Genomic DNA, 23,144 nt, shown 5'->3' with positions numbered 1-23,144 from the left:
TCTGCCCCCTTACTCTTAGCCTTTAAACTTCACCGGATTATCACGGTACGCTTTCAGACGGGAGCGCATCCAGCTACTGCTGTTGCGGTTTACCGCGCTGACCACGCCGGTGGTGGCACCGCCGCCAACCTGCACATGGAAAATACCGCGTAACGGGAAATCCCGGTACTTAGGTTCGCTCATATCCCACGCGTGGCGATTAAACAGCTCTCGCGGCGTGTGACCCATCATTTTCGCGTGTACATCCAGGAATTCGATGTTCAGCAGACGGTCGTTGATCGCCTCAACAGAGTGACCGATTTCCGGGTGACCCATCAGATAGCTGCCGCCGGTGCCCCAGAACTGTTCTTCCAGCTCACCCACCTGCTCATCTTTGGTCGCCAGACGGCTGGCCGGAACCTGCCATGGCAGAACCGGTTGGCGCAGATAGCGACTCAGCGCGGCGCAGAAATCAAAGGTGCGATCCCACTCATACGGCGTGTAGCAGTAGCCGTTTTTGTAGGCGCGGGCAGTAAAGTCGTCCGCTTCATAACGGTCAGCCGCCATAAAATCAGCGCCTTTCGCCACCGCAGAAGAACCATCCGCACGGGTGTAAGGGATCTCGTCGAACACCCCTACCAGCAGCGCATATTCTGCGGTCAGCTTGCCCGCAAGCGTCGGATCGAGCGTCATTTTCTTATGCTTTCCGTCAGCCGGATCGAACACGTCGTCATAGGTGAAATCGCTGTAAATCCACTGCGAACCGCCCACGCCCCACAGGTTAACCTGCCAGCCGAGCACCACGTCAGGCGCAACCACGCGCACCAGCCAGTTCACCGCTTTAATGTAGCCTTTCAGGGTATCGGTAATGGCTGCCGGAATGGTGACGTTTACGCCGTGATGTGCCAGCGCTTCGCTTAACGGCTGGCGCACCGGAATAGCATGCTCAGGCGCGAAACCATATTTCTGGCATTCACCCAGGTAATCCGGGTTAACGATATAGCCCGCCGGAACCGGATGCGCATCATCGCGCATTGCCTGGGCCATTTTCAGCGACTGAATGAAGTTAGCGAAGCTATAGTGGTGGCGAACCGGATCTTTGATGATGCGCTCAACGTCACCTAACGACAGGTTACAGGTGTAAGACACCATCACCGGCAGCACAGGCTCACTGGTTTTTGCGGAAACATCGCGCGCCATCTGGATGATTTTGCTGGTCGGTTCTTTCGCCGGATCGAGGTAATCGGACGCATCGCCCATGCCGTCGTCACCGGAGTATTTAAACAGCGAGGAGACGCGCGCTTCAGCCAGATCGTCAACGTTGCTCGGGGACATATCAGCACAGCCGCCGAAGGATAAAAATTCCGGGAAGCCTTTCACATGCAGATTGGCCCCTTCGGTAATGGTCACATCCAGTTGCAGCGGCTTGCTGCTGTCCACCGTCAGCGGGCAGGGCGTGGCATCCACATAGTGCACGACGCCGTTATAAATAAACGAGCAGGATCCAACCTGATAGCTGCCGCGCGCCACCAGCACAGACTGCTCACGGCTGCCGGAACGCACGGGCAGGCTGGCGAAACGGTACTGACGCGCCGTGTCTTTGCCGTCGGTCAGACGCAGATCGAAAGTGGTCGGAACCGCTTTTTCCGCTTTGATATTAATCACCAGTTTAGCGGAGCCGGACTGGGTATCATCGCGCTGTTGCAGCTTCGCGCCGGTGAAAGCAACGTCATGGAACTGCCCGTTGAGATTGCCGGTGATATCGCTGAACACGTAGTGAACGTTGTTGAGTTTCAGATCGTTAATGCGCACCACAAATTTGCCGCTGACCGGCAGGTTTTCCAGACGCTGTTTCTGGCCGTGGCGCAGGGTATAGCGATGTTTCACCACGCCGTTTTCCAGACATACCACATCAAGATCTTCCTCGATCAGTGCCGGCACGTTCGGCAGATCGACGGCGATATCAATTGTGGTGCTGCGCACGGTTCTGGCAAAACTCACCTGTAAGTGGCTGCGCTGGCCTTTGTTGATCACCACTTCCGCCGCGCTGAGTTTCACCGCAGCGCGAAGGGTGCCATCCAGGGTGCAAAGATCGTTCGCCTGCACGCGGTAGGTCCCGGCGGCCACCTTCAGCGCGCTGGTCCCGGCTTTGATGGTCAGCAGCTCTTTTTTCTCACCGCGGGCCAGTTCCAGTTGCAGATCGCGCGATTCCAGTCCCGCAGGGAGCGCAGCGCAGTCGATAACCAGTTCGCCGTCAACATCCGGCACGCCATCCGCTGCTGCGGTAAAGGAATCGCTCATTGAGGCCCATTTTGGCGCAGTATCGGACGAGGCGTTAACGCCCATATGAATATTGGTAATGGCATTGCCAATTGCCTGTCCGTCTTTCGCTGCGATGGTGACGATAATATCAAAAACGCCTTTACCCACTTCGGTGGATTCAATTTGAGTTTTAAAGTCAATCCACGGATTAGAAGAAACCGTGATGTCGCCTTCGGTTATTTTCCCCGGTGCGCTAAAGGTCAGAATTAATTTTTCTTTAATATCAACCCGGCCACCGGTTTTGGCTTTAAAACCGCTGATATCCGCGGTGGGATACCAGGTGTCGTTATTGATATTGAGGGTGAAATCCAGTTGCATACGATATCTCCATTAAAATCGATTGGTAAAAAATCACGTGTTCAGTCCTGAACGAAATAATTTATAAAGGCCGGGGAGGAAAAAGGCATGTCTGTTTAAAACACAAAGAGGATTTGTGAGTTAATTGATTGAGAGGCGTTGGGGGAATAATAAAAATGAGAGAGGAATGAGAAGTCGTGATATTAATTTGAGAGGAATTTCAGGGGATTTTCACCCTCACCCTAACCCTCTCCCTGAGGGAGAGGGGACAGCCCGCGCACAGACCCGCCTTTCTCCCTCTCCCCTGGGGAGAGGGCCGGGGTGAGGGGCCACGCTTTCACCCTCACCCTAACCCTCTCCCTGAGGGAGAGGGGACAGCCCGCGCACAGACCCGCCTTTCTCCCTCTCCCTGAGGGAGAGGGGACAGCCCGCGCTCAGACCCGCCTTTCTCCCTCTCTTTGAGGTAGAGGGGACAGCCTGCGCACGGACCCGCCTTTCTCCCTCTCGCTGAGGGAGGGGGAACCGTCCGGGCACAGACTCGCCTTTCTCCCTCTCCCCAGGGGAGAGGGCCGGGGTGAGGGGGCTTTTTCCCCGGCCAAACATTTATCGTGATCCCCCTCCCAGATCCTATTCGATCCGCAGGAAAACCTTTTTGTAATCGATTACTTTTCATCTGACGACGATTTGTAATCGATTACTTTTTAAAAGTGAGGCAAAAAAATGACGTCAACAACCGCACACAGCACAGGTCAGTTGGCACAGCACCGGCTTCTGGTTCCCCGGCTGTCGCTGATGATGTTCTTACAGTTTTTCATCTGGGGAAGCTGGTCCGTCACCCTCGGGCTGGTCATGACCCAACACAACATGGCGCTTCTGATCGGCGATGCGTTCTCCGCCGGTCCCATCGCCTCGATCCTCTCGCCGTTCGTTCTCGGTATGCTGGTCGACCGCTTCTTCGCCTCGCAAAAGGTGATGGCGGTGATGCACCTCGTGGGCGCGGTGATTTTATGGTTCGTCCCGCAGGCGCTGGTGGCGCAAAACGGCGCGCTGCTCATCGGCCTGCTGTTTGGCTACACGCTCTGCTACATGCCGACGCTGGCCTTAACCAATAACATCGCCTTCCACAGCCTCGCCAACATCGACAAAACCTTCCCGGTGGTGCGCGTGTTCGGCACCATCGGCTGGATCGTGGCGGGGATTTTCATCGGTGTGACCGGCATCGCCTCCAGCACCGGCATTTTTATGGTCGCCGCGATTAGCTCTGTCCTGCTGGCCATTTACAGCCTGACGCTGCCGCACACGCCCGCGCCGGCAAAAGGTCTGCCGGTTCAGGTGCGCGATCTCTTCTGCGCCGACGCGTTCGCGCTGCTCAAAACCCGCCACTTCTTCGTCTTCTCCGTCTGCGCCATGCTGATTTCCGTCCCGCTCGGCACCTATTACGCCTACACCGCGTCATATCTGGCCGATGCAGGCGTGGGGGATGTCAGCACCGCAATGTCCTTCGGGCAGATGTCAGAAATCGTCTTCATGCTGGTGATCCCGCTGCTGTTCCGTCGCCTGGGCGTGAAATACATGCTGCTGATCGGCATGTTCGCCTGGTTTGTGCGCTACGCCTTCTTTGCGCTCGGCGTGAATGAAGAAGCGCGCTTCCTGCTCTATCTCGGCATCCTGCTGCACGGGATCTGCTATGACTTCTTCTTCGTGGTGGGCTTTATCTACACCGACCGCGTCGCGGGTGAGAAGGTCAAAGGCCAGGCACAAAGCATGATTGTGATGTTCACTTACGGCATCGGGATGCTGCTCGGCTCGCAGATTTCCGGCGCGCTCTATAACCGTCTGGTGGCCGGGCAGGCCGTACCGGAAGCCTGGGTCACCTTCTGGTGGATCCCGGCGTTTGCAGCGGCGGCTATCGCGCTGATTTTCCTGTTCTCGTTTAAATATGACGATAAAGAACACGCTTAAGCTTTGGGAGGTGGTATGAAAACAATTCAGGGACCGGGCATCTTTTTGTCGCAGTTCATCGACGGGCAGCCGCCCTTTAACACGCTGGAAGGACTGGCGGAGTGGGCGGCGTCGCTGGGGTACAAAGCCCTGCAAATTCCCTGTAACCATCCGGCGATTTTCGATCTGGAAAAGGCCGCAGAAAGTCAGGATTACTGCGATGAGATCCTCGCCACGCTCGCCGCGCACGGGCTGGTGATCAGCGAACTCTCCACCCACCTGGAAGGGCAGTTGATTGCGGTGCACCCGGCCTACGACGCGGCGTTCGACGGTTTTGCGCCGGACGCCGTGCGCGGCAATCCGGCGGCGCGCCAGGCGTGGGCCACGGAGAAACTCAAACAGGCGGCACGCGCTTCGGCCCGGCTTGGGCTGAATGCGCACGCCACCTTTTCCGGCGCGCTGGCGTGGCCATACTTCTACCCGTGGCCGCCGCACAACGCGCTACTGTTAGACGAGGCGTTTAAGGAGCTGGCCGCCCGCTGGAAGCCGATCCTCGACTGTTTTGACGAGCACGGCGTCGATCTCTGCTACGAGATCCATCCCGGCGAAGATCTGCACGACGGGGCCACGTTTGAGCGTTTTCTCCAGCTTGTGGACCATCACCCGCGCTGCAACATGCTTTTTGATCCCAGCCATTTGCTGCTCCAGCAGATTGACTATCTGGCCTTTATCGACCGCTATCACGCGCGAATTAAAGCCTTTCACGTTAAAGATGCTGAATACCGGATCAACGGACGCAGCGGCGCGTACGGCGGCTACCAGCCGTGGATCGACCGTGCCGGGCGTTTTCGTTCACCGGGCGACGGGCAAATCGACTTTAGCGCTATTTTCAGCAAGCTGACCCAGTACGATTACAGCGGCTGGGCGGTGCTGGAGTGGGAATGCTGCCTGAAGCAGGGCGACGCCGGGGCGCGGGAGGGCTGCGAGTTTATCCGCCGCCATATTATTCCGGTGTCGGAACGCGCGTTTGATGATTTCGCCGCAGGCAGCGAAGACCGCGCCAGCGTGCGCCGTATGCTGGGTCTTGCAGGAGACGCCCATGATTAACGTCGGCATTATCGGCAGCGGTTTTATCGGCCCGGCGCACATCGAAGCCCTGCGTCGCTTAGGCTTTGTGCAGGTGGTGGCGCTGTGCGATCACTCGCTGTCGTCGGCTGAAGAAAAAGCGCGCGCGCTCAATGTGCCCCATGCTTATGGCGCGGTGGAGGATTTGCTGGCGCATCCGGGGCTGGACGTGGTGCACAACTGCACGCCGAATCATCTTCATGCCGACATCAACCGGCAGATCCTGCGCGCCGGGAAGCATGTCTTTTCCGAAAAACCGCTGTGCATGACGCCGGAGGAAGCGCGCGAACTGGTGGCGCTGGCGGAATCGGCGGGCGTGGTGCACGGCGTCAGCTTTGTTTACCGCCAGTTTGCGATGGTGCAGCAGGCTGCCAGTATGCAGCGTCACGGGCAGCTCGGACGGCAGTTTTCGGTCTACGGCAGCTATTTGCAGGACTGGATGCTACTGGAAACCGACTACAACTGGCGGGTGGACGCGGCGATGGGCGGTCTGTCGCGGGCGGTGGCGGATATCGGCTCCCACTGGTGCGACACGCTCCAGTTCGTGACCGGGCGGCGCATTGTTGAGGTGATGGCGGATCTGGCTATCGTCTGGCCGACGCGCAAAGCCCGCACCAATGGCAGCGCGACCTTCAGCGCCGCGACGGATGACGCGCAGTACGAAGACAAACCGGTCAATACCGAAGACGCAGGCTCGGTGCTGGTGCGCTTTGACGACGGCAGCAAAGGTTGTTTCAGCGTGTCGCAGGTGAGCGCCGGGCGCAAAAACCGCCTCAGCTTTGAAATCAACGGTAGTGAGTGCTCACTGGGTTGGGATCAGGAAGTGCCGCAGCAGCTCTGGATTGGACACCGCAGCCAGCCCAATCAGATCCTGACCGATGACCCCGGCCTGATGGCGCGCGATGTCGCCGCCAGCGCGCATTTCCCCGGCGGTCACATTGAAGGCTGGCCGGACGCCTTCAAAAACATGATGCTGCACTTCTACCTGGCGGTGCATGCAGGCAACATGCCCCCGGCGGGCGAGGCGAAATTTGCTTCGTTTCATGAGGGGGCCAGCGTGATGTTCATCATTGATGCGATTGTGAAAAGTCACCAGCAACAGCGCTGGGTGAAGGTCGGCTCCTGAAACACAGCCCGGTTCGCCGGGCTGTAAATTTGTGGTAGCCTGCAACAAAGCGCTAACCGCAGGATGTGTCGTCGTCATGTCAATTCAGAAAATCGCCCGTCTGGCTGGGGTATCGGTCGCCACGGTATCGCGTGTGCTCAATCACAGCGAATCCGTCAAACCGAAGAACCGCGAGCGCGTCCTTCAGGCGATTAAAGAGAGTAACTACCAGCCCAACCTGTTAGCCCGCCAGCTACGCACCGCGCGCAGTTACATGATCCTCGTGCTGGTGTCGAATATCGGCAACCCCTTTTGCGCCGAAGTGGTGAAAGGGATCGAAGAAGAGGCGGAGAAAAACGGCTACCGCATTCTGCTGTGTAATTCCGGTTCGGACGTTAAACGCTCCAAATCGGCGCTGAAACTGCTTTCCGGTAAAATCGTCGATGGCATTATCACCATGGACGCCTTCAGCAAACTCCCCGAACTGACCGCCCTGATTGGCCAGGCCCCGTGGGTGCAGTGCGCCGAATACGCCGACTCCGGCGATGTCTCCTGCGTGGGAATTAACGACGTGGACGCCGCGCAAAATGTGATTGAGCGCCTGGCTGAACGCGGAAGCCAGCGCATCGCCCTCATCAACCATGATTTAAGCTATAAATATGCCCGTCTGCGCGAGCGCGGCTACAAAACCGGGCTGCACGTTCAGCAACTTGAATACTCGGCAGTGGAGTACGCCAGCGAGCTGAGTTTCAGCGCGGGCAAATCGGCGATGGAAAAACTGCTTAACGCCAGCGTGCGCCCGGACGCGGTATTTGCCGTCTCCGACACCCTCGCCGCAGGCGCAATGCTGGCGATTTCCCAGGCCGGGCTTTCGATCCCGGAAGATATCGCGGTGGTGGGTTTTGACGGCACCTCGCTTGCGGAGATGGTGTCGCCGCCGCTCAGCACCATCGAGCAGCCGTCGCAGGAGATCGGGCGCAAAGCGGTCGGTTTACTGCTCAAAAAAATTGATAATCCGGATTCCCCCACCGAACGGGTGATGATGGACTGGCATTACATTTCTCGCCTTAGCGCGTAGTTTTTCAGGGAGCACACCGGTGAACCGGCAGCGACAAGCAGATCTCTTTTTAGTCTTAACCACCCTCATTGCCGCCTGCGGCTGGATATTTTCCCGCGAATCCATCTCCGGTATGCCGGTTTTCGCTTTCCTCGCGCTGCGATTTTGCGGCGGCGCGCTGGTGCTGCTGCCGTTTTGTCGCGGCCAGCACATTCCGCGCGCGCAGTTAAAACAGGTGCTGATCAGCGGCGCGTGGCTGGCGCTGACCATGGTGCTGTGGATCTGGTCGGTGTCGGTCACGCCGTCGCTGGGTGAGGGGGCGTTTATCATGAGCCTCTCGATGCTGTTTGTGCCGCTGGTGGCGTGGGGGATGATGGGCGTGCGCCCGGCCCGCGCTTACTGGGAGTGTTTGCCGCTGGCGATTGTCGGCCTGGGGCTGTTAAGCCTGCACGTGCCGATTACCTTTCACGCCAGCCAGGGCTGGTTTTTGCTCACGGCCTTCGTGCAGTCGATCTCGTTTTGCTACACCAGCCGCGCCGCCCGCGAAGTGCCGCTGATCCCGCTGACCACCGCGCAACTGGCGATGACCGGCGTGACCGGGCTGGTGCTCTCGCTTCTGTTTGAGTCCTGGGATCAGCCATTCACTGCCACCACCGCCGGGTGGCTGGTCGCCAGCATTTTTATCGCCACCGCGCTGCGTTTCGGCCTGCAATTGCAGGGACAGAAGCACGCAGCCGTGGCGAGCGCGGCGATCATTATGGTGCTGGAACCGCTGTTGACGGTGATTGCCGCCTCGCTGTGGTACGCCGAACGACTGCCGATGCAGAAAATCATCGGCGGCGTGCTGATTCTGGTGGCGCAAATCTGGTTCCGCTGGCGGATGGTGAAAAAACTGCCGGGATGAGTTTCTGAATGGGTAATTAACGCTCGGGGCGAAGGCGTTTTTGTGCTTTTTGCGACAGGCCGTTCACCACCAGATCCCACGAATCCAGCACCAGATCTTCAACCAGCGCCGGGGTGATATCGTCCCCGGCGTAAATCGACATCCAGTGTTTTTTATTCATGTGATAACCCGGCTCAATGCTTTTGTAGATCTGTTGATTCAGCAGGGATTTTTGCGGATCGGCTTTGACCAGCACCATCGGGCGGCCGCGCGCGCTGAATGTCATCATAAAAATTTTGCCGTTGACCTTAAACACCTCGGCCTCCGGGCCAAACGGCCAGCAGTGATCGGTAAAGGGCAATTCCAGCGCCACCCGGTGCGCGCACTGTTGCAGCGCCTGGCTGTCCATTTACGCGTCACCCACTGACAGCGCGCGCCACATGGCTTCAAAACCGTGGGCTTTGAAATCCACCGCGCGCTCAGGTTCGCGGCTGGCAAATTCCATGGTGGTTTCCGCCAGCGACAGGAACATCGCATCGCCAAACAGACGGAACTCTTCCGATAAAAACACCGGCATCACCGAACGGTGGCACATCTCACGCACTTCCGGGAACAGTTCATCCACTTTTTGCTGCGTGGCGCAGGTAATTTTCTCGCTCACCGCCAGCTGGCGAATGGCGCGGTGCCCGGTAGGATTGCGAATTCCCCAGTCGATATAGCTGTTCCAGATATGACGGGTGAGGGCTTTGGCGTCGGTCTGCGTGCGGTCCAGATCGGAGAGCATCGCGCTGCACAGATCGGACTTCAGATGCACATACAGCACGTTAAGCAGATCGTCTTTGGTAGCAAAGTAACGAAACAGCGTGCCTTCCGCCACGCCAGCATTGCGGGCGATTAACGCGGTGGAGGCGGTGATCCCCGATTGCGCAAAGGCGATGGTCGCCGCTTCCAGTAACGCCTGTTTCTTATCTTCACTCTTAGGACGAGCCACTACACATTTCCTCACTTTGGGCAAAAACCCTGATTGAATCATGCCGAACGGCACATCGCAACGCGCTGCGTCAAAGTTTGAAAATCACCTTGACGACTTTCATCGCCTTTCTATAATGAGTGCTTACTCACTCATAATCAAGTTTACCGCTATCGTTCCAATGGAAAGGGACGATTTTTTTTGGGCCGGACTATGAAGCGTCTCATTTTCAGCGTGGTTTTTGTCATGTTAATTGCCGCAGCAGCCAGTTTACCTTTTGTTCTGAATGCCGGTTTTGGCCAGCCGCCGCAGGGCGCGCAGCTCAGTGAAGTGGAAAAATCGCCGCACTATCGTGACGGCCAGTTTCATAACGCCTTACCGACGCCAGGTTTTACCGGCAGCAAAAATATGCTGGCGGCGTGGTGGGAGTTTTTATTTACCAAACGCGAAAACGCGCGTCCCGTGCAGCCGCTGCCGATGGTCGCCACCGATCTGGCGGCTCTGCCAGTTGGGGAGGACACCGTTGTCTGGCTCGGGCACTCGTCGTGGTATATGCAGCTTGCCGGCCAGCGGATTTTAATCGATCCGGTCTTCAGCAATTACGCCGCGCCGTTCTCTTTTCTCAATAAAGCTTTTTCGGGCGAGTATCCGTGGAAAGCACAGGCGATGCCCGACATCGACGTGCTGATCATCTCCCACGATCACTACGATCACCTCGACTACGCCACCATCAAAGCGCTGTTACCGAAAGTGAAGCGCGTGGTGACGCCGCTTGGCGTCGGATCGCACCTGCGCTACTGGGGCATGCGCCCGGAAATTATCCACGAGGCGGACTGGAACCAGACGGTAAAAATCAACGACGCGTTAAGCATTCACGTCCTGCCCGCGCGACATTTTTCCGGGCGCGGCTTAAAGCGTAACCAGACCCTGTGGGGCAGTTTTATGTTCGTGACGCCACAGCGCAAGGTCTACTACAGCGGCGACACCGGCTACGGCCCGCATTTCAAAGCCATCGGCGAGCAGTTTGGCAGCGTGGATTTAGCGATTCTGGAAAACGGTCAGTACGACGAGGACTGGAAGTACATCCACATGATGCCGGAGGAAACCGCGCAGGCGGCGGTGGATCTCAATGCCCGCGCGATTTTACCGGGGCATTCCGGGCGCTTCGTGCTGGCAAAACACACCTGGGACGATCCGTACAAACGGCTGGCTGCCGCCAGTGAAGGCCGCAACTACCGGCTACTCACACCGCGACTGGGCGAACCTGTTCATGCGGCTGATGCGTCGCAGCAGTTCAGCGCCTGGTGGCAATAAAACATTCTCATGACAATCGAAGGGCAGAGGGGGGAGTAGCATGACAATTTCCGCTCAGGTTATCGACACCATCGTCGAGTGGATCGACGACAACCTGCACCAGCCATTGCGTATTGACGACATCGCCCGTCACGCTGGCTATTCGAAGTGGCACCTGCAACGGCTGTTTATGCATTACAAAGGGGAGAGTCTGGGGCGCTATATACGCGAGCGTAAACTGCTTCTCGCCGCCCGCGATCTGCGCGAGTCAGACCAGAAGGTTTACGATATTTGCCTGAAGTATGGGTTTGATTCGCAGCAGACCTTTACGCGGATTTTCACCCGCACCTTTAATCAGCCGCCCGGCGCGTACCGCAGAGAGAATCACGTGCAGACGCACTGAGTTTCTCACCCTCACCCCGGCCCTCTCCCTGAGGGAGAGGGAGAAAAGCGAGCCCGCGCCCGATCTGTGGCCGGGTGAGGGGGAAGGGCAAGCCCGCACTCGAGCTGTCCCCTCTCCCGGCGGGAGAGGGTTAGGGTGAGGGGGATTTTACCGGAGTGAAAACCAGCGCCGCCAGACGAAGCGAATAACCACATACTCCAGCACGCCGAGCAGCAAGAACCACAGGCAGAACAGCAGGGTATAAAACTGGCTGGCGTCAACCAGATGGAAAAGAGCGATAAGGTGCTGCACCACCGCCCCACCCGGCGCAGGCGCGGGGAGCAGCAGGCAGGAGAGGAACGCCAGCAGTAAAATACCTGCCGCGGTCATCAGGGATTCAAGGGGATGTTTCATTGGATGTTAATCGTCAGTTAAAAGGCGATTGTCCGGGAAACGGCGGGGGAGCACAAGAGTTGACCCCTCACCCTAACCCTCTCCCCAGGGGAGAGGGGACAGATCGAGCACGGACTCGCCTTTCCCCCTCTCCTGGGGGAGAGGGCCGGGGTGAGGGGATCTCCCCACCTCACCGCGACGCCCAAATCTCCGCATGTTTCTCCACCAGCCCAAACAGCGATCCGCCGTCCGCGACAAAATCCCGCATCAGTTGCGCTTCGCTCTTGCCGCGACGCACAAACTGGCCGATCTCCGCAATCGCGCTACCGGCTTTCAGCTTATCCGCATAGGGCGCAATCTTCTCCAGCAGTTGCTCAATATCGTCCTTAATCGTCACCTGCGCGCCGGTATGCACATCCGTCAGCACGCCGTCAAAACCAAACCGGCACGCCTGGAATCGATTGAATTTATACAGCAAATAATCGCGCTCCTGCATTTTGAAAGGCCGCTCCGCCAGCAGCCAGTGGGAGATAGCCTGAATAAATCCGGCGACATTCACCGCGTGGGCCAGCGTCAGCGGGGTATCCATCACCCGTACTTCCACCGTGCCAAAATGCGGGCTGGGGCGAATATCCCAGTGCAGATCTTTAATGCTGTCGATCATGCTGGTGTAGCTCAGGCGGCGAAACAGTCCTTCAAATTCCGACCAGTTCGACACCCACGGCGCATGGCCGTTGTCCGGGAAAGCGGAGAAAATATTGAGCCGCGACGAAGCAAATTGCGTATCCGCGCCCTGCATATAAGGCGACGCCGCGCCGAGGGCAATAAAATGCGGCACAAAGCGCGACAGGCCATGCATCAGGTAAATCGCGTCGTCACCGTTCTGGCAGCCGACGTGCACATGCTGACCAAACACCGTTGCCTGCTGCACCAGATAGCCAAACATCGCCAGCGTGCGATGATAGCGCTCATCGTTGCAGACTTCCTGACGCTGCCATTTCTGGAAAGGGTGCGTCCCGCCGCCGCAAATCTGCAAATGATGCTCTGCCGCCGCCCGCAAAATGATCTGCTGCATAGCGGAAAACTGGTTAGCGGCCTGATGAATGTCGGCGCACACCCCGGTAGCGATCTCCAGCATACTTTCGGTGATGTCGTGCTTCACTTCGCCCGCTTTGACCTGGGATTTCACCGCGTCGATAAGTTTGGAAGAGTCCTGGCTTAAGTCATAGCCCGGTGGGTTAACCACCTGAAGCTCCAGTTCAATACCCAGGGTAAAAGGATCGGACACATGAAAATCGGGCAGGGGCATAGCTCACTCTCCTTGTCGTTGTTTCTGTGAGTATAGTCGGGGATTGAGGCTGTCACTTTTACCCTCACCCCGACCCTCTCCCTCAGGGAGAGGGCCGGGGTGAGGGTGAGCCCATGGTGCATTTCTGCAACATATTTCCCGAATCAAGTGCGCCCTCAATTCAAAATATAACCAATGGTTATTTCTTAAAGGTCATATTAAGGTATGGCTATAATATCTTCTGATATTTCCCGCCTTTAATGACATAAATTCTTATTTATTCAACCTGGTATGCATCTTGCCTGTTAATTATCTCGACTCTTTAACAGGGATAACGCAATGCTGAAATCATCTTCACTGAATAAATGCTGTCTGGCCGTTATTGGGGCTTTCTCTTTATTTAGCGCGGCGCAGGCAGACGCCTCCACGCTACGCATTGCGATGACGGCGGCGGATATTCCGTTAACGCTCGGCCAGCCGGATCAGGGCTATGAAGGCAACCGCTTTACCGGCATTCCTTTATATGACGCGCTGGTGGAGTGGGACCTGTCGCAGGGCGAAAAGCCGAGCGGCGTGGTACCGGGGCTGGCGACGGAATGGCACGTCGATCCGCAAAATCAGCGGCGCTGGATCTTCAAACTGCGTCCCGACGTGAAGTTCCACGATGGCACCCTGGTTAACGCCGATGCGATTGTCTGGAACGTCGGTAAAGTGCTGGATAAAGCCGCGCCGCAGTACGCGCCGGGGCAGATTGGCAACACGCTGTCACGTATGCCGACGCTGACCGGGGCAGAAAAAATCGATGACAGCACCGTTGCGCTCACCACCTCCGAGCCGGACGCGCTGCTGCCGTACAACATCACCAACCTGTTTATCGTCTCGCCGACCGCGTGGGAAAAAATCTACGCCGCCGTACCGGAATCGGCCGGCGACACCGCCGCGCGCAGCAAACAGGCGTGGACCACCTTTGCTTCGCAGGCGGTGGGCAGCGGTCCGTTCAAACTGGAAAAACTGGTGCCGCGCCAGCAACTGATCCTCACCAAAAACGCCGACTACTGGAATAAAGATCGGGTGCCAAAAGTCGACAAAGTGGTGCTGATCCCGCTGCCGGAAGCTAACGCCCGCACCGCCGCGCTGCTGTCAAAACAGGTGGACTGGATCGAAGCGCCCGCGCCGGACGCGGTGGATCAAATCAAATCCCAGGGTTTCAAAATCTACGCCAACACCCAGCCGCATCTGTGGCCGTGGCAGTTCTCGTTCCTCGAAGGATCGCCGTGGAAGGACATCCGCGTGCGTAAAGCCGCCAACCTGTGCCTCAACCGCGCCGAGCTGAAAAGCTATCTCGGCGGCTACATGACCGAAGCAACGGGCGTTTACGAAGAGGGCAACCCGTGGCGCGGCAAGCCGACGTTCCAGATCAAATATGACCCGGACACCGCCCGCAAACTGATGACCGAAGCGGGCTACAGCGAAAGCAAACCTTTACAGGTGACGGTCGCCACCTCCGCCTCCGGTTCCGGCCAGATGCAGCCGCTGCCGATGAACGAATACATCCAGCAAAGCCTGAAAAGCTGCTTCTTTAACGTCGATATCAAAGTGACCGAATGGAACACGCTGTTCACCAACTGGCGTCTGGGGGCGAAAGATCCGGCGGCAGCGGGCATCAACGCCATTAACGTCAGCGCGGCGGTGAACGACCCGTACTTCGGCATGATCCGCTTCGCCACCGAAAAAGCCTTCCCGCCGACCGCCACCAACTGGGGCTTCTTCACCACCCCGGAAACCGAAAAACTGGCGACCGCCGTGAAACACGCGTTTACCCCGGCGGAGATGGACAAAGCCGCAGGTGAACTGCACGCCGCGCTGGTGGATCAGGTGCCGTTCCTGTTTGTCGCCCACGACGTTGGCCCGCGCGCCATTTCGCCTGCGGTAACGGGCGTGGTGCAGCCGCAAAGCTGGTTTATCGACCTCAGCCTGGTCAGTAAAAAAGAGTAACCGCCACGAGGAGAAGCCACATGCTTACCACACTCATGTATCGCATCCTGCTTGCCGTGCCGACCATGCTCGGCGTCGCGGTGATCTGTTTTCTGCTGGTGCAAATCGCGCCGGGTGACCCGCTGGTGTCGGTGATGCCGCCGGATGCATCCGAAGCGTTACGCCACACCCTGATGCAGGCCTACGGGTTTGATAAGCCGCTGCCGGTGCAGTTTATGCACTGGTTATGGCGCGCGCTTCAGGGCGATTTAGGCATGTCCGTTGCCACCGGGCGTCCGGTGATCAGCGAAGTGATGACCGCCGTGACTTACTCGCTGCGCCTCGCGCTGCTGGCGACCCTGATCGGCTTCGTGCTCGGCAGTCTGTTCGGCTTCGTGGCGGGCTACTTTCGCAACAGCATTATCGACCGCATCGCCTCGGTGCTCTCGGTGTTCGGCGTCAGCGTGCCGCACTACTGGCTCGGGATGCTGCTGGTGATCGTCTTCTGCGTGAAGCTCTCCGTGCTGCCCGCAACGGGCGGCGGGCCGATTGGCGGCGACGGCTGGCAGTGGAGCTGGGAATACCTGCAATTTATGGTACTGCCCGCTTTTACGCTGTCGGTGATCCCCACCGGGATCATCGCCCGCACGGTGCGCTCGCAGGTGGCGGAGATCCTCAGCCAGGAGTTTATCGTCGGCCTGCGGGCGCGCGGTCTCAACGAATCGCGCATCTTCCTGCACGTGGTCAAAAACGCCGCGCCCACGGCGCTGGCGGTCATGGGTTTACAGGTCGGCTACCTGATGGGCGGCTCCATTCTGGTGGAAACCGTCTTCTCCTGGCCCGGCACCGGGCTTCTGCTCAACACGGCGATCTTCCAGCGCGATTTGCCGCTGTTACAGGGCACCATCTGGGTACTGGCGCTGTTCTTCGTCCTGCTCAATTTACTGGTGGATGTCCTGCAAACCGCCCTCGATCCACGCATTAAGAGGAGCTAAACATGGTCGATACCGTAACGCCAAAAATGATGACCGCAACGGCTGCACAACCGGCGGTGGAGGGGTACTGGCGCGGGGTGTTCGCAAGGCTTTTGCGCGACCCCACCGGGATGCTGGTCGGCAGCATTATTCTGCTGCTGCTGGCCCTGGCGCTGTTTGGCCCGTGGCTTATCGTCAAGGACCCGTACCAGACCTCAATGTTCCTGCGCTTAAAACCCATCGGCACCGACGGCTTTTTATTAGGCTCCGATGAACTGGGGCGCGACATGCTCTCAAGGCTTATCCTCGGCACCCGCCTGTCGCTGTTTATGGGTATCATGCCGGTGGTGTTCGCCTTTTTTATCGGCGGGGCGATCGGCATTATCGCCGGGTACGCCGGGGGCAAAACCAACACCCTGATCATGCGCACCATCGATATTTTCTACGCCTTCCCGTCAGTGCTGCTGGCGATTGCGCTCTCCGGCGCGATGGGGGCGGGCGTGGGTAACGCACTGCTCTCGCTGACGCTGGTGTTCGTGCCGCAGGTGGCGCGCATCGCTGAAAGCGTCACCGCTCAGGTCCGGCATATGGACTACATCGACGCCGCGCGGGCGACCGGGGCCAGCGCTTTCACCATCATCCGCGTGCAGGTGCTCGGCAACGTATTAGGGCCGATTTTTGTCTTCTCCACCGGGCTGATTTCGGTGTGCATGATTTTAGCCTCCGGCCTGTCGTTTCTCGGCCTTGGCGTGCGCCCGCCGGAGCCGGAGTGGGGCCTGATGCTCAACACGCTGCGCACCGCCATTTACACCCAGCCGTGGGTGGCAGCACTGCCGGGGATGATGATTTTCATCACCTCGATCTCGTTTAACATTCTGGCGGATCGTCTGCGTGCCGCCATGGCGATCAAGGAGTAAGCGATGCAACCCTTTGAGAATGTCGATATCGGCGGCCCGGCACAGCCACTGCTGCGGGTGAGTCATCTGGTGAAGCATTTCCACACCGGCGCGCGTAAGGGCAAAGATGTGGTGCAGGCGGTGGATGGCGTCAGCTTTGATGTCATAAAAGGCGAAACCCTCGGCGTGGTCGGGGAATCCGGCTGCGGTAAATCCACCACCGCGCGGCTGCTGATGCAGCTTCTGACCCAGAACAGCGGCGAACTGGTGTTCGACGGGCAGGAAGTGGGCTCCTCGCGCCTGCCGATGAAAGAGTACCGCCGCCAGGTGCAGATGGTGTTTCAGGACAGCTACGCCTCCCTCAACCCGCGCATGACCATGGAAGAGAGCATCGCGTTTGGTCAGCGGGTACACGGCATCAGCCAGAAAGAGGCCCGCGACTACGCGCGCTATCTGCTCGCCCACGTCGGCCTTGAACCGGGGCGTTTCGCCCACCGCTACCCGCACGCGCTTTCCGGCGGTCAGCGCCAGCGCGTCAACATTGCCCGCGCGCTGGCGATGAAACCCCGGCTGGTGATCCTCGACGAAGCCGTTTCCGCGCTGGATAAATCGGTGGAAGCCCAGGTGCTGCAACTGCTTTTAGAGTTAAAGCGCACCCTGAATCTGACCTACGTGTTTATCAGCCACGATCTGCACGTGGTGCGCTGGCTGTCGGATCGCATCCTGGTGATGTATCTCGGCGAAGTGGTGGAGATCGGCCCGGCGGAAGCGCTGTTTACCGACGCGCAGCACCCGTACACCAAAGCGCTGTTAAGCTCGATGCCGTCAATGGACCCCGACAACCGCACCCTCAGTTCGCCGCTTTCAGGCGATCCGCCCAGCCCGATTGCACCGCCGTCCGGCTGCCGGTTTCACACCCGCTGCCCGCACTCGAAAGCGGCCTGCGCGCAGATCAAACCGCAGCTTAAAACCGTGGGGCAGGGGCACCAGAGCGCCTGCCTGATGGCCCAGGGCGATCCCGCCTGGCACCAGACGCGAATGGAGGTGAGCCATGTCGCCTGAATCGTATGTCCATGTCCGTGATTTACACGTTGAATTTCGCCGCGACGGGCAGACGGTTAATGCCGTCAACGGCGTCTCGTTTGACGTCCAAAAAGGCGAAGTGATGGCGCTGATCGGCGAGTCCGGTTCCGGGAAAAGCGTCACCCTGCGTGCGCTGATGCGCCTGCACCCGCCAAAAAGCAGCTTTCTCACCGGCACCCTGAACGTCGGCGGTGAAGCGGTGCTGGCGATGAACGCCTCTGCGCTACGCACCTATCGCGGCGGCAAATGCGCGATGATTTTCCAGGAGCCGCTGCTGGCGTTCGATCCGGTTTACACCGTCGGGCAGCAAATTGTTGAAGGGCTAAAACGCCACGAAGGGTTATCGACCCGTGAGGCGCAAGCCCGCGCGCTGGAAGCGCTGCGCCAGGTGCGCATTCCCAGCCCGGAGCGGCGGCTGGATTCTTACCCGCATGAAATGTCCGGCGGGATGCGCCAGCGGGCGATGATCGCCCTGGCACTCTCCTGTAATCCGCAACTACTGCTGGCCGACGAACCGACCACCGCGCTCGACGCCACGGTGCAAATTCAGATTCTGATCCTCCTGCGCGAGCAGCAAAAACAGCGCGGCATGTCGGTGATTTTCGTCACCCATGACATCGGCGCGGCGGTAGAGATCGCCGACCGGGTGGCGGTGATGTACGCCGGGCGCATCGTCGAAGAAGCCTCAATAAGCGAGATCCTCAACCACCCGCGCCACCCGTATACCCAGGTACTGCTCGGCAGCCGCCCGAAAGAGGGACTGAAAAAAGGCGTCGCGCTGCACTGCATTCCCGGTTCGCCGCCCGATCTGGCGAATCTCCCCGGCGGCTGCGCCTTTGCCGCCCGCTGCCCGCACGCCAAACCCGTCTGCACGCAGATGCAACCGCCGACCGAACAGGTCACTGAACGTCACGTCGTCAGTTGCCACCGCTGGCGCGAACTGGCGACCGACACCCCCGTACAGCAGGCGTATGCCTGATTTAAGGAGCTAAGTATGCAGGATAACGCCCGTGCTTTTATGCCTTACCCGTTCGTCACTGTGCCGCACGCCGAAAGCGGCCCGCTGTCGGGATACACCTTTGCGGTGAAAGATCTGTTTGATGTCGCAGGCTACCCGACCGGCGGCGGCAACCCGCATATTCTGGCGCGTTCCGGGATCAAAACCACCACCGCGCCCCCGGTGCAGGCGCTGCTCGATGGCGGCGCGCGCTTCGTCGGCAAAACCCACACCAGCGAGCTGGCCTACTCAATGAGCGGGCTGAACATCCACTACGGCACGCCGCGCAACGGGGCCGCACCGGATCGCATTCCTGGTGGCTCCTCCTCCGGTTCGGCGTCGGCGGTGTCGAACGGCCTGTGCGATATCGCCCTTGGCTCCGATACCGGCGGTTCCGTGCGTACACCCGCCAGCTACTACGGGCTGTACGGCCTGCGCCCGACGCACGGGCGGATTTCGCTCGCGGGCTGCCAGCCGCTGTGCGCCACCATGGACACCTGCGGCTTCTTCGCCCGCACGCCGGACGCGTTCAGCGCAGCGGCAGCCTGCTTATTAGGCCAGGATACCGCGCAACACAGCGTGCAACTGGCGCGTCACGACGGGCTTTTTGCGCGTTTACCCGATCACACCAAAGCGCTGCTCGCACCAGTGATGGCGCAAATGGCGGAAAAATGGGGCGAGATTGACCCGCTCACCGCGCCGCTGCCGGAGATCGAACCAACATACACCGCGTTTCGCCAGATTCAGGGCTATGAGGCCTGGCAATCGCAGGGCGAGACCATCGAACAGTACGGCCTGCAACTGGGACCGGATGTGGCAGAGCGCTTTGCTTATGGCAAAGCCGTCACCCCGGCGGAATTTGACGCCGCCTGTCAGCGCCGGGAGGCGTTCAGCGCCTGGTGGGATGAACAGTTAGGCAACCGGATCCTGATCCTGCCGACGGTGCCGGACATCGCGCCGCTGCTCACCGCCCGCCCGGAGGAGATCGAAGTCACCCGGCGTATCTCTCACGATCTGCTGCTTATCGCCGTGCTGACCCGCCGCCCGCAGGTCAACATTCCGGTCGCCACGCACAACGGCGCACCTTTGGGTATTTCGCTTCTGGGGCCACGCGGCAGCGACCGCCTGCTGGTGGACCTGGCGACTAATTTTATGAAAGGAGAATGAGATGAGTAGCGACGTTCTGACCCGGCCTGACCTGCAAACCCTGCGCATTAACGGCGATCGCCTGTGGGATTCTCTGATGGAACTGGCCCAAATCGGCGCGACACCGAAGGGCGGCTGCTGCCGCCTGACGCTCACGGATTTGGATCGCCAGGGCCGCGACCTGGTGATTGGCTGGGCGAAAGCCGCCGGGCTTAGCATCACGATTGATAAAATCGGCAACGTGTTTATGCGCCGCGAAGGGCGCAACCCGGCGCTGCCGCCGGTTGTCTCCGGCAGCCATATCGACACGCAGCCGACGGGCGGCAAATTCGACGGCAACTACGGGGTGCTGGCGGCGCTGGAAGTGGTGCGCACGCTCAACGATCTGCACATTGAAACCGACGCGCCGATTGAAGTGGTGTTCTGGACCAACGAAGAAGGCTCGCGCTTTGTGCCGGTGATGATGGGTTCCGGGGTGTTCGCCGGGGTGCTGCCGCTGGAAAAGATCTATGCCGCCACCGACGCCGACGGCAAAACGGTAAAAGATGAACTGGAGAAGATCGGCTACGTCGGGCCGCAGACGCCGGGCGATCACCCCATCGGGGCCTATTTTGAAGCGCACATTGAGCAGGGGCCGATTCTGGAGGATGAAGAGAAAATCATCGGCGTGGTGGAAGGCGTGCTCGGTATCCACTGGTACGACTGTGTGGTGACCGGGCAGGAGTCCCACGCCGGGCCGACGCCGATGCATCTGCGTAAAGACGCGATGCAGGTCGCCACGCACATTATGCAGGAGGTGGTCGCCATCGCCGGGCGCAGCGAGCACGGACGCGGCACGGTGGGCATGGTGCAGGTGCACCCGAACAGCCGCAACGTGGTGCCGGGCGAGGTGAAATTCTCCATCGACATGCGCAACATCAGCGACGCCGCCGTCGATGAGATGGACGCACAGCTACGGGCGTTTATCGTGCAGATGCAGGAAAAGAGCGGGCTGACGATTGCGCTCCACGAAGTGAGCCACTACCCCGCCGCGCCGTTTGACAGCGACTGCCGCACCGCAATTGCCGACGCCGCCGCCGCCCTCGGCTACCCGGCCCGCCCGATTGTCTCCGGTGCCGGGCACGACGCGGTGTACATGAGCTACCTCGCACCCACCGGGATGATTTTTATCCCGTGCAAGGACGGGATTAGCCATAATGAGATCGAGTACGCGTCACCGGAGCATGTGACGGCAGGGGGGAATGTGCTGTTGCAGGTGATGATGCAGTACGCGAAGGTGGTGTGATTTTCCCCTCACCCCAACCCTCTCCCCAGGGGAGAGGGAGAAAGGCCAGTCCGCGCTCGATCTGTTCCCTCTCCCTCAGGGAGAGGGCCAGGGTGAGGGTGTTATTTTCCCCCTCTCCCTCAAGTCCGCACACGGTCCCGCCTTTCCCCCTCTCCCTAAGGGAGAGGGTCAGGGTGAGGGTGTTGTTTGCTCCCTCTCCCTAAGGGAGAGGGCCGGGGTGAGGGTGAACTCACATCTGCTCTAACTGCCCGCGCAGCACATCCACCCCCGGCGCAATCGCGTCCGGGTTAATTGCATGAAACCCCATCCGGAAGAAATTATCCGGCGGTGTGGCATCCAGAAAATGCCGCGCCCCTGGCTCAATCAACACGCCCGCATGGGCGGCGCGCCAGGTGAGTTGCTGGGTGCTGATCGCCTCCGGGGTGCGCAGCCAGAAGGCGTTCGCGTGCTCGCTGCCCGCCATCAGCGTGCACTCCGGCAGGCGGGTGTGCAGGGCGCTGGCGAGCATCTCCCAGCGGCGGGCGGAATCGTCGTGGTAGCGGCGCAGATGCGTCTCGTAATAACCCTGGGCGAGAAAATGCGCCATCTGGTACTGAATATTTGCCGGGGGATGGCGGTACATCAGGCGGCGCAGGGCGCGGGCTTCGTCGATCAGATCCGGGTCGGCCACCATAAAGCCGAGGCGTAAACCCGGCGACAGCGCCTTCGACAGACTGCTGACGTAAATCACCCGCCCGCTGCGGTCGCTGGCTTTAAGCGCCGGCAACGGGTTCTGCATAAAATTACTTTCCGAATCGTAATCGTCTTCCACAATCACCGCGTCGTGGCGCGCGGCGTAGTCCAGCAGTTGCGCCCGGCGCGCTTTACTCATCGACACGCCCGTCGGTACCTGATGGCCCGGCGTCACGTAATAGTAATCGCAGGGGGTATCCGTCAGCACCAGACCTTCCTCATCCACCGCATGGGGCACAATTCGGGTATCAGCGAGCATAAAGGTGTTAATCGCCTCGCGAAAACCGGGGTTCTCCACCGCCACGCGGGTATCGGGCGACATCAACAGCCGGGTCAGCAGATAGAGCGCGTTTTGCGATCCGAGGGTAATCAAAATCTCATCGGGGGCGGCGACAATCCCGCGTTTGGGCAGCACGCGGGTGCGGATCTGCTCAATCAGCATCGGCACATCCTGATCGATATGATCCACCACCCACGCCGGATCGCGGATGCCGCCGTGCAGCCAGTTCGCCGCCGCGCGCCAGCTGGCAAGCGGAAAGCGGTGGGTATCCGGCTGCCCGTAAATAAACGGGTAGCGGTAGTGCATCCAGCCTGCGGGTTTAAGAATCGACTCCTGCTGGCTGGGCTGGATCTTCAGACGGTTGCCCCAGCGTGGTGCAGCGCTCTCGCAAACGGGTGCAGCCAGCGTGGGGTTCACCTGCGGCTGGTGGTAATCCGGATGCAGGTAGTACCCGCTGCGCGGGCGGCTTAACAGATAGCCTTCGTTGACCAGATTTTCAAACACCAGCGCGGTGGTATTCCGTGAAACGTTAAGCTGTGCGGCCAGCGCCCGACACGAGGGCAGCGGCGCGTCGGGCGGGAAAATCCCGCTGAGGATGGCGTTGATGAGCGTTTCACGCACCTGTTCCTGTAACCCACGCTGCGCGTCAAAATCGACGTGAAGAAAGTGACGAATCATGCGATACCCCTCAACTCTGAACGCTTATGTCATGAGTCCAGCAAGTTCCGTACCAGCTTCATTC

The 23,144-nt window shown here is 59.4% G+C and carries 20 protein-coding genes; 14 read left to right on the top strand and 6 right to left on the bottom strand.

The features are described 5' to 3' along the window. Positions 1 to 15: 15 nt before the first annotated feature. Positions 16 to 2,619: a hypothetical protein gene (locus BM373_RS07600; protein WP_090460821.1), complete on the bottom strand. Its 2,604-nt coding sequence runs from the start codon at positions 2,617 to 2,619 to the stop codon at positions 16 to 18. Positions 2,620 to 3,318: 699 nt separating this feature from the next. Here BM373_RS07600 and BM373_RS07595 point away from each other — a divergent pair. The 5 genes from BM373_RS07595 to BM373_RS07575 all read left to right on the top strand — a co-directional run bounded on the left by BM373_RS07595 (position 3,319) and on the right by BM373_RS07575 (position 8,730). Beyond that, on the top strand, positions 3,319 to 4,560 hold the full coding sequence (locus tag BM373_RS07595; RefSeq protein ID WP_090460820.1) for an MFS transporter: 1,242 nt from the start codon (positions 3,319 to 3,321) through the stop codon (positions 4,558 to 4,560). Positions 4,561 to 4,575: 15 nt separating this feature from the next. Continuing rightward, entirely contained in the window at positions 4,576 to 5,646 is a 1,071-nt protein-coding gene (locus BM373_RS07590) for a sugar phosphate isomerase/epimerase family protein (RefSeq protein ID WP_090460819.1), read from the top strand. After that, positions 5,639 to 6,790 (top strand): Gfo/Idh/MocA family protein, encoded by a 1,152-nt coding sequence (locus tag BM373_RS07585; RefSeq protein WP_090460818.1) that lies wholly within the window; start codon positions 5,639 to 5,641, stop codon positions 6,788 to 6,790. Before BM373_RS07590 ends, BM373_RS07585 begins: the two co-directional genes overlap by 8 nt. A 76-nt stretch (positions 6,791 to 6,866) precedes the next feature. After that, the gene (locus BM373_RS07580) at positions 6,867 to 7,847 is read left to right on the top strand and encodes a LacI family DNA-binding transcriptional regulator (RefSeq protein ID WP_090460817.1); all 981 of its coding nucleotides are present in this window, start codon (positions 6,867 to 6,869) and stop codon (positions 7,845 to 7,847) included. A 19-nt stretch (positions 7,848 to 7,866) separates the two neighbouring features. Continuing rightward, positions 7,867 to 8,730, top strand: a complete 864-nt coding sequence (locus tag BM373_RS07575; protein WP_090460816.1) for a DMT family transporter — start codon at positions 7,867 to 7,869, stop codon at positions 8,728 to 8,730. Between the two features lie 16 nt (positions 8,731 to 8,746). Here the strand turns inward: BM373_RS07575 and BM373_RS07570 are convergent, their stop codons facing one another. Continuing rightward, complete coding sequence (locus BM373_RS07570; protein ID WP_090460815.1) at positions 8,747 to 9,118, bottom strand: MmcQ/YjbR family DNA-binding protein; 372 nt, start codon at positions 9,116 to 9,118, stop codon at positions 8,747 to 8,749. Further along, entirely contained in the window at positions 9,119 to 9,700 is a 582-nt protein-coding gene (locus BM373_RS07565; protein ID WP_090460814.1) for a TetR/AcrR family transcriptional regulator, read from the bottom strand. Positions 9,701 to 9,892: 192 nt separating this feature from the next. On the opposite strand from BM373_RS07565, the gene BM373_RS07560 reads away from it, so the two are divergent. Both BM373_RS07560 and BM373_RS07555 read left to right on the top strand, forming a co-directional pair. Then, the gene (locus BM373_RS07560; RefSeq protein WP_090460813.1) at positions 9,893 to 10,993 is read left to right on the top strand and encodes an MBL fold metallo-hydrolase; all 1,101 of its coding nucleotides are present in this window, start codon (positions 9,893 to 9,895) and stop codon (positions 10,991 to 10,993) included. Positions 10,994 to 11,033: 40 nt separating this feature from the next. Next, positions 11,034 to 11,375, top strand: coding sequence for a RamA family antibiotic efflux transcriptional regulator (locus tag BM373_RS07555; protein ID WP_090460812.1), 342 nt, complete (start codon positions 11,034 to 11,036; stop codon positions 11,373 to 11,375). A 147-nt stretch (positions 11,376 to 11,522) separates the two neighbouring features. On the opposite strand, the gene BM373_RS07550 is transcribed toward BM373_RS07555, so the two are convergent. Both BM373_RS07550 and BM373_RS07545 read right to left on the bottom strand, forming a co-directional pair. Then, complete coding sequence (locus tag BM373_RS07550) at positions 11,523 to 11,768, bottom strand: DUF1158 family protein (protein ID WP_090460811.1); 246 nt, start codon at positions 11,766 to 11,768, stop codon at positions 11,523 to 11,525. A gap of 169 nt (positions 11,769 to 11,937) precedes the next feature. Next, entirely contained in the window at positions 11,938 to 13,056 is a 1,119-nt protein-coding gene (locus tag BM373_RS07545) for a YbdK family carboxylate-amine ligase (RefSeq protein WP_090460810.1), read from the bottom strand. A gap of 318 nt (positions 13,057 to 13,374) precedes the next feature. Here BM373_RS07545 and BM373_RS07540 point away from each other — a divergent pair, with 318 nt between their 5' ends. Genes BM373_RS07540 through BM373_RS07510 form a run of 7 tightly spaced genes read left to right on the top strand, consistent with a single transcriptional unit; the run spans position 13,375 to position 21,390 of the window. Continuing rightward, on the top strand, positions 13,375 to 15,030 hold the full coding sequence (locus tag BM373_RS07540) for an ABC transporter substrate-binding protein (RefSeq protein ID WP_090460809.1): 1,656 nt from the start codon (positions 13,375 to 13,377) through the stop codon (positions 15,028 to 15,030). A gap of 20 nt (positions 15,031 to 15,050) precedes the next feature. After that, entirely contained in the window at positions 15,051 to 16,004 is a 954-nt protein-coding gene (locus BM373_RS07535) for an ABC transporter permease (protein WP_090460808.1), read from the top strand. 2 nt (positions 16,005 to 16,006) lie between these two features. After that, positions 16,007 to 16,900 carry an ABC transporter permease gene (locus tag BM373_RS07530; RefSeq protein ID WP_090460807.1) on the top strand — a complete coding sequence of 298 codons (894 nt, stop codon included), beginning with the start codon at positions 16,007 to 16,009 and terminating at the stop codon, positions 16,898 to 16,900. A gap of 3 nt (positions 16,901 to 16,903) precedes the next feature. Then, the gene (locus tag BM373_RS07525) at positions 16,904 to 17,941 is read left to right on the top strand and encodes an ABC transporter ATP-binding protein (RefSeq protein WP_090460806.1); all 1,038 of its coding nucleotides are present in this window, start codon (positions 16,904 to 16,906) and stop codon (positions 17,939 to 17,941) included. Further along, positions 17,931 to 18,941 carry an ABC transporter ATP-binding protein gene (locus BM373_RS07520; RefSeq protein WP_090460805.1) on the top strand — a complete coding sequence of 337 codons (1,011 nt, stop codon included), beginning with the start codon at positions 17,931 to 17,933 and terminating at the stop codon, positions 18,939 to 18,941. The genes BM373_RS07525 and BM373_RS07520 overlap by 11 nt, the downstream gene beginning before the upstream one ends. Positions 18,942 to 18,956: 15 nt before the next feature. Further along, positions 18,957 to 20,126, top strand: coding sequence for an amidase (locus tag BM373_RS07515; RefSeq protein WP_090460804.1), 1,170 nt, complete (start codon positions 18,957 to 18,959; stop codon positions 20,124 to 20,126). A 1-nt stretch (position 20,127) separates the two neighbouring features. Beyond that, positions 20,128 to 21,390: a Zn-dependent hydrolase gene (locus tag BM373_RS07510; RefSeq protein ID WP_090460803.1), complete on the top strand. Its 1,263-nt coding sequence runs from the start codon at positions 20,128 to 20,130 to the stop codon at positions 21,388 to 21,390. Between the two features lie 229 nt (positions 21,391 to 21,619). Here BM373_RS07510 and BM373_RS07505 read toward each other — a convergent pair whose 3' ends face one another. Continuing rightward, positions 21,620 to 23,080 (bottom strand): MocR-like pyridoxine biosynthesis transcription factor PdxR, encoded by a 1,461-nt coding sequence (locus BM373_RS07505; RefSeq protein WP_090460802.1) that lies wholly within the window; start codon positions 23,078 to 23,080, stop codon positions 21,620 to 21,622. Positions 23,081 to 23,144: the final 64 nt, after the last annotated feature.

The organism is Enterobacter sp. kpr-6, assembly GCF_900116015.1.
Classification (GTDB): domain Bacteria; phylum Pseudomonadota; class Gammaproteobacteria; order Enterobacterales; family Enterobacteriaceae; genus Enterobacter_D.
This window is presented reverse-complemented; position numbering and strand designations above follow the sequence as displayed.

Coding starts and splice junctions, on each gene's coding strand:
- BM373_RS07600 (WP_090460821.1), bottom strand. CDS start 2,619: ATGCAACTGGATTTCACCCTCAATATCAATAACGACACCTGGTATCCC.
- BM373_RS07595 (WP_090460820.1), top strand. CDS start 3,319: ATGACGTCAACAACCGCACACAGCACAGGTCAGTTGGCACAGCACCGG.
- BM373_RS07590 (WP_090460819.1), top strand. CDS start 4,576: ATGAAAACAATTCAGGGACCGGGCATCTTTTTGTCGCAGTTCATCGAC.
- BM373_RS07585 (WP_090460818.1), top strand. CDS start 5,639: ATGATTAACGTCGGCATTATCGGCAGCGGTTTTATCGGCCCGGCGCAC.
- BM373_RS07580 (WP_090460817.1), top strand. CDS start 6,867: ATGTCAATTCAGAAAATCGCCCGTCTGGCTGGGGTATCGGTCGCCACG.
- BM373_RS07570 (WP_090460815.1), bottom strand. CDS start 9,118: ATGGACAGCCAGGCGCTGCAACAGTGCGCGCACCGGGTGGCGCTGGAA.
- BM373_RS07560 (WP_090460813.1), top strand. CDS start 9,893: ATGAAGCGTCTCATTTTCAGCGTGGTTTTTGTCATGTTAATTGCCGCA.
- BM373_RS07555 (WP_090460812.1), top strand. CDS start 11,034: ATGACAATTTCCGCTCAGGTTATCGACACCATCGTCGAGTGGATCGAC.
- BM373_RS07550 (WP_090460811.1), bottom strand. CDS start 11,768: ATGAAACATCCCCTTGAATCCCTGATGACCGCGGCAGGTATTTTACTG.
- BM373_RS07545 (WP_090460810.1), bottom strand. CDS start 13,056: ATGCCCCTGCCCGATTTTCATGTGTCCGATCCTTTTACCCTGGGTATT.
- BM373_RS07540 (WP_090460809.1), top strand. CDS start 13,375: ATGCTGAAATCATCTTCACTGAATAAATGCTGTCTGGCCGTTATTGGG.
- BM373_RS07535 (WP_090460808.1), top strand. CDS start 15,051: ATGCTTACCACACTCATGTATCGCATCCTGCTTGCCGTGCCGACCATG.
- BM373_RS07530 (WP_090460807.1), top strand. CDS start 16,007: ATGGTCGATACCGTAACGCCAAAAATGATGACCGCAACGGCTGCACAA.
- BM373_RS07525 (WP_090460806.1), top strand. CDS start 16,904: ATGCAACCCTTTGAGAATGTCGATATCGGCGGCCCGGCACAGCCACTG.
- BM373_RS07520 (WP_090460805.1), top strand. CDS start 17,931: ATGTCGCCTGAATCGTATGTCCATGTCCGTGATTTACACGTTGAATTT.
- BM373_RS07515 (WP_090460804.1), top strand. CDS start 18,957: ATGCAGGATAACGCCCGTGCTTTTATGCCTTACCCGTTCGTCACTGTG.
- BM373_RS07510 (WP_090460803.1), top strand. CDS start 20,128: ATGAGTAGCGACGTTCTGACCCGGCCTGACCTGCAAACCCTGCGCATT.
- BM373_RS07505 (WP_090460802.1), bottom strand. CDS start 23,080: ATGATTCGTCACTTTCTTCACGTCGATTTTGACGCGCAGCGTGGGTTA.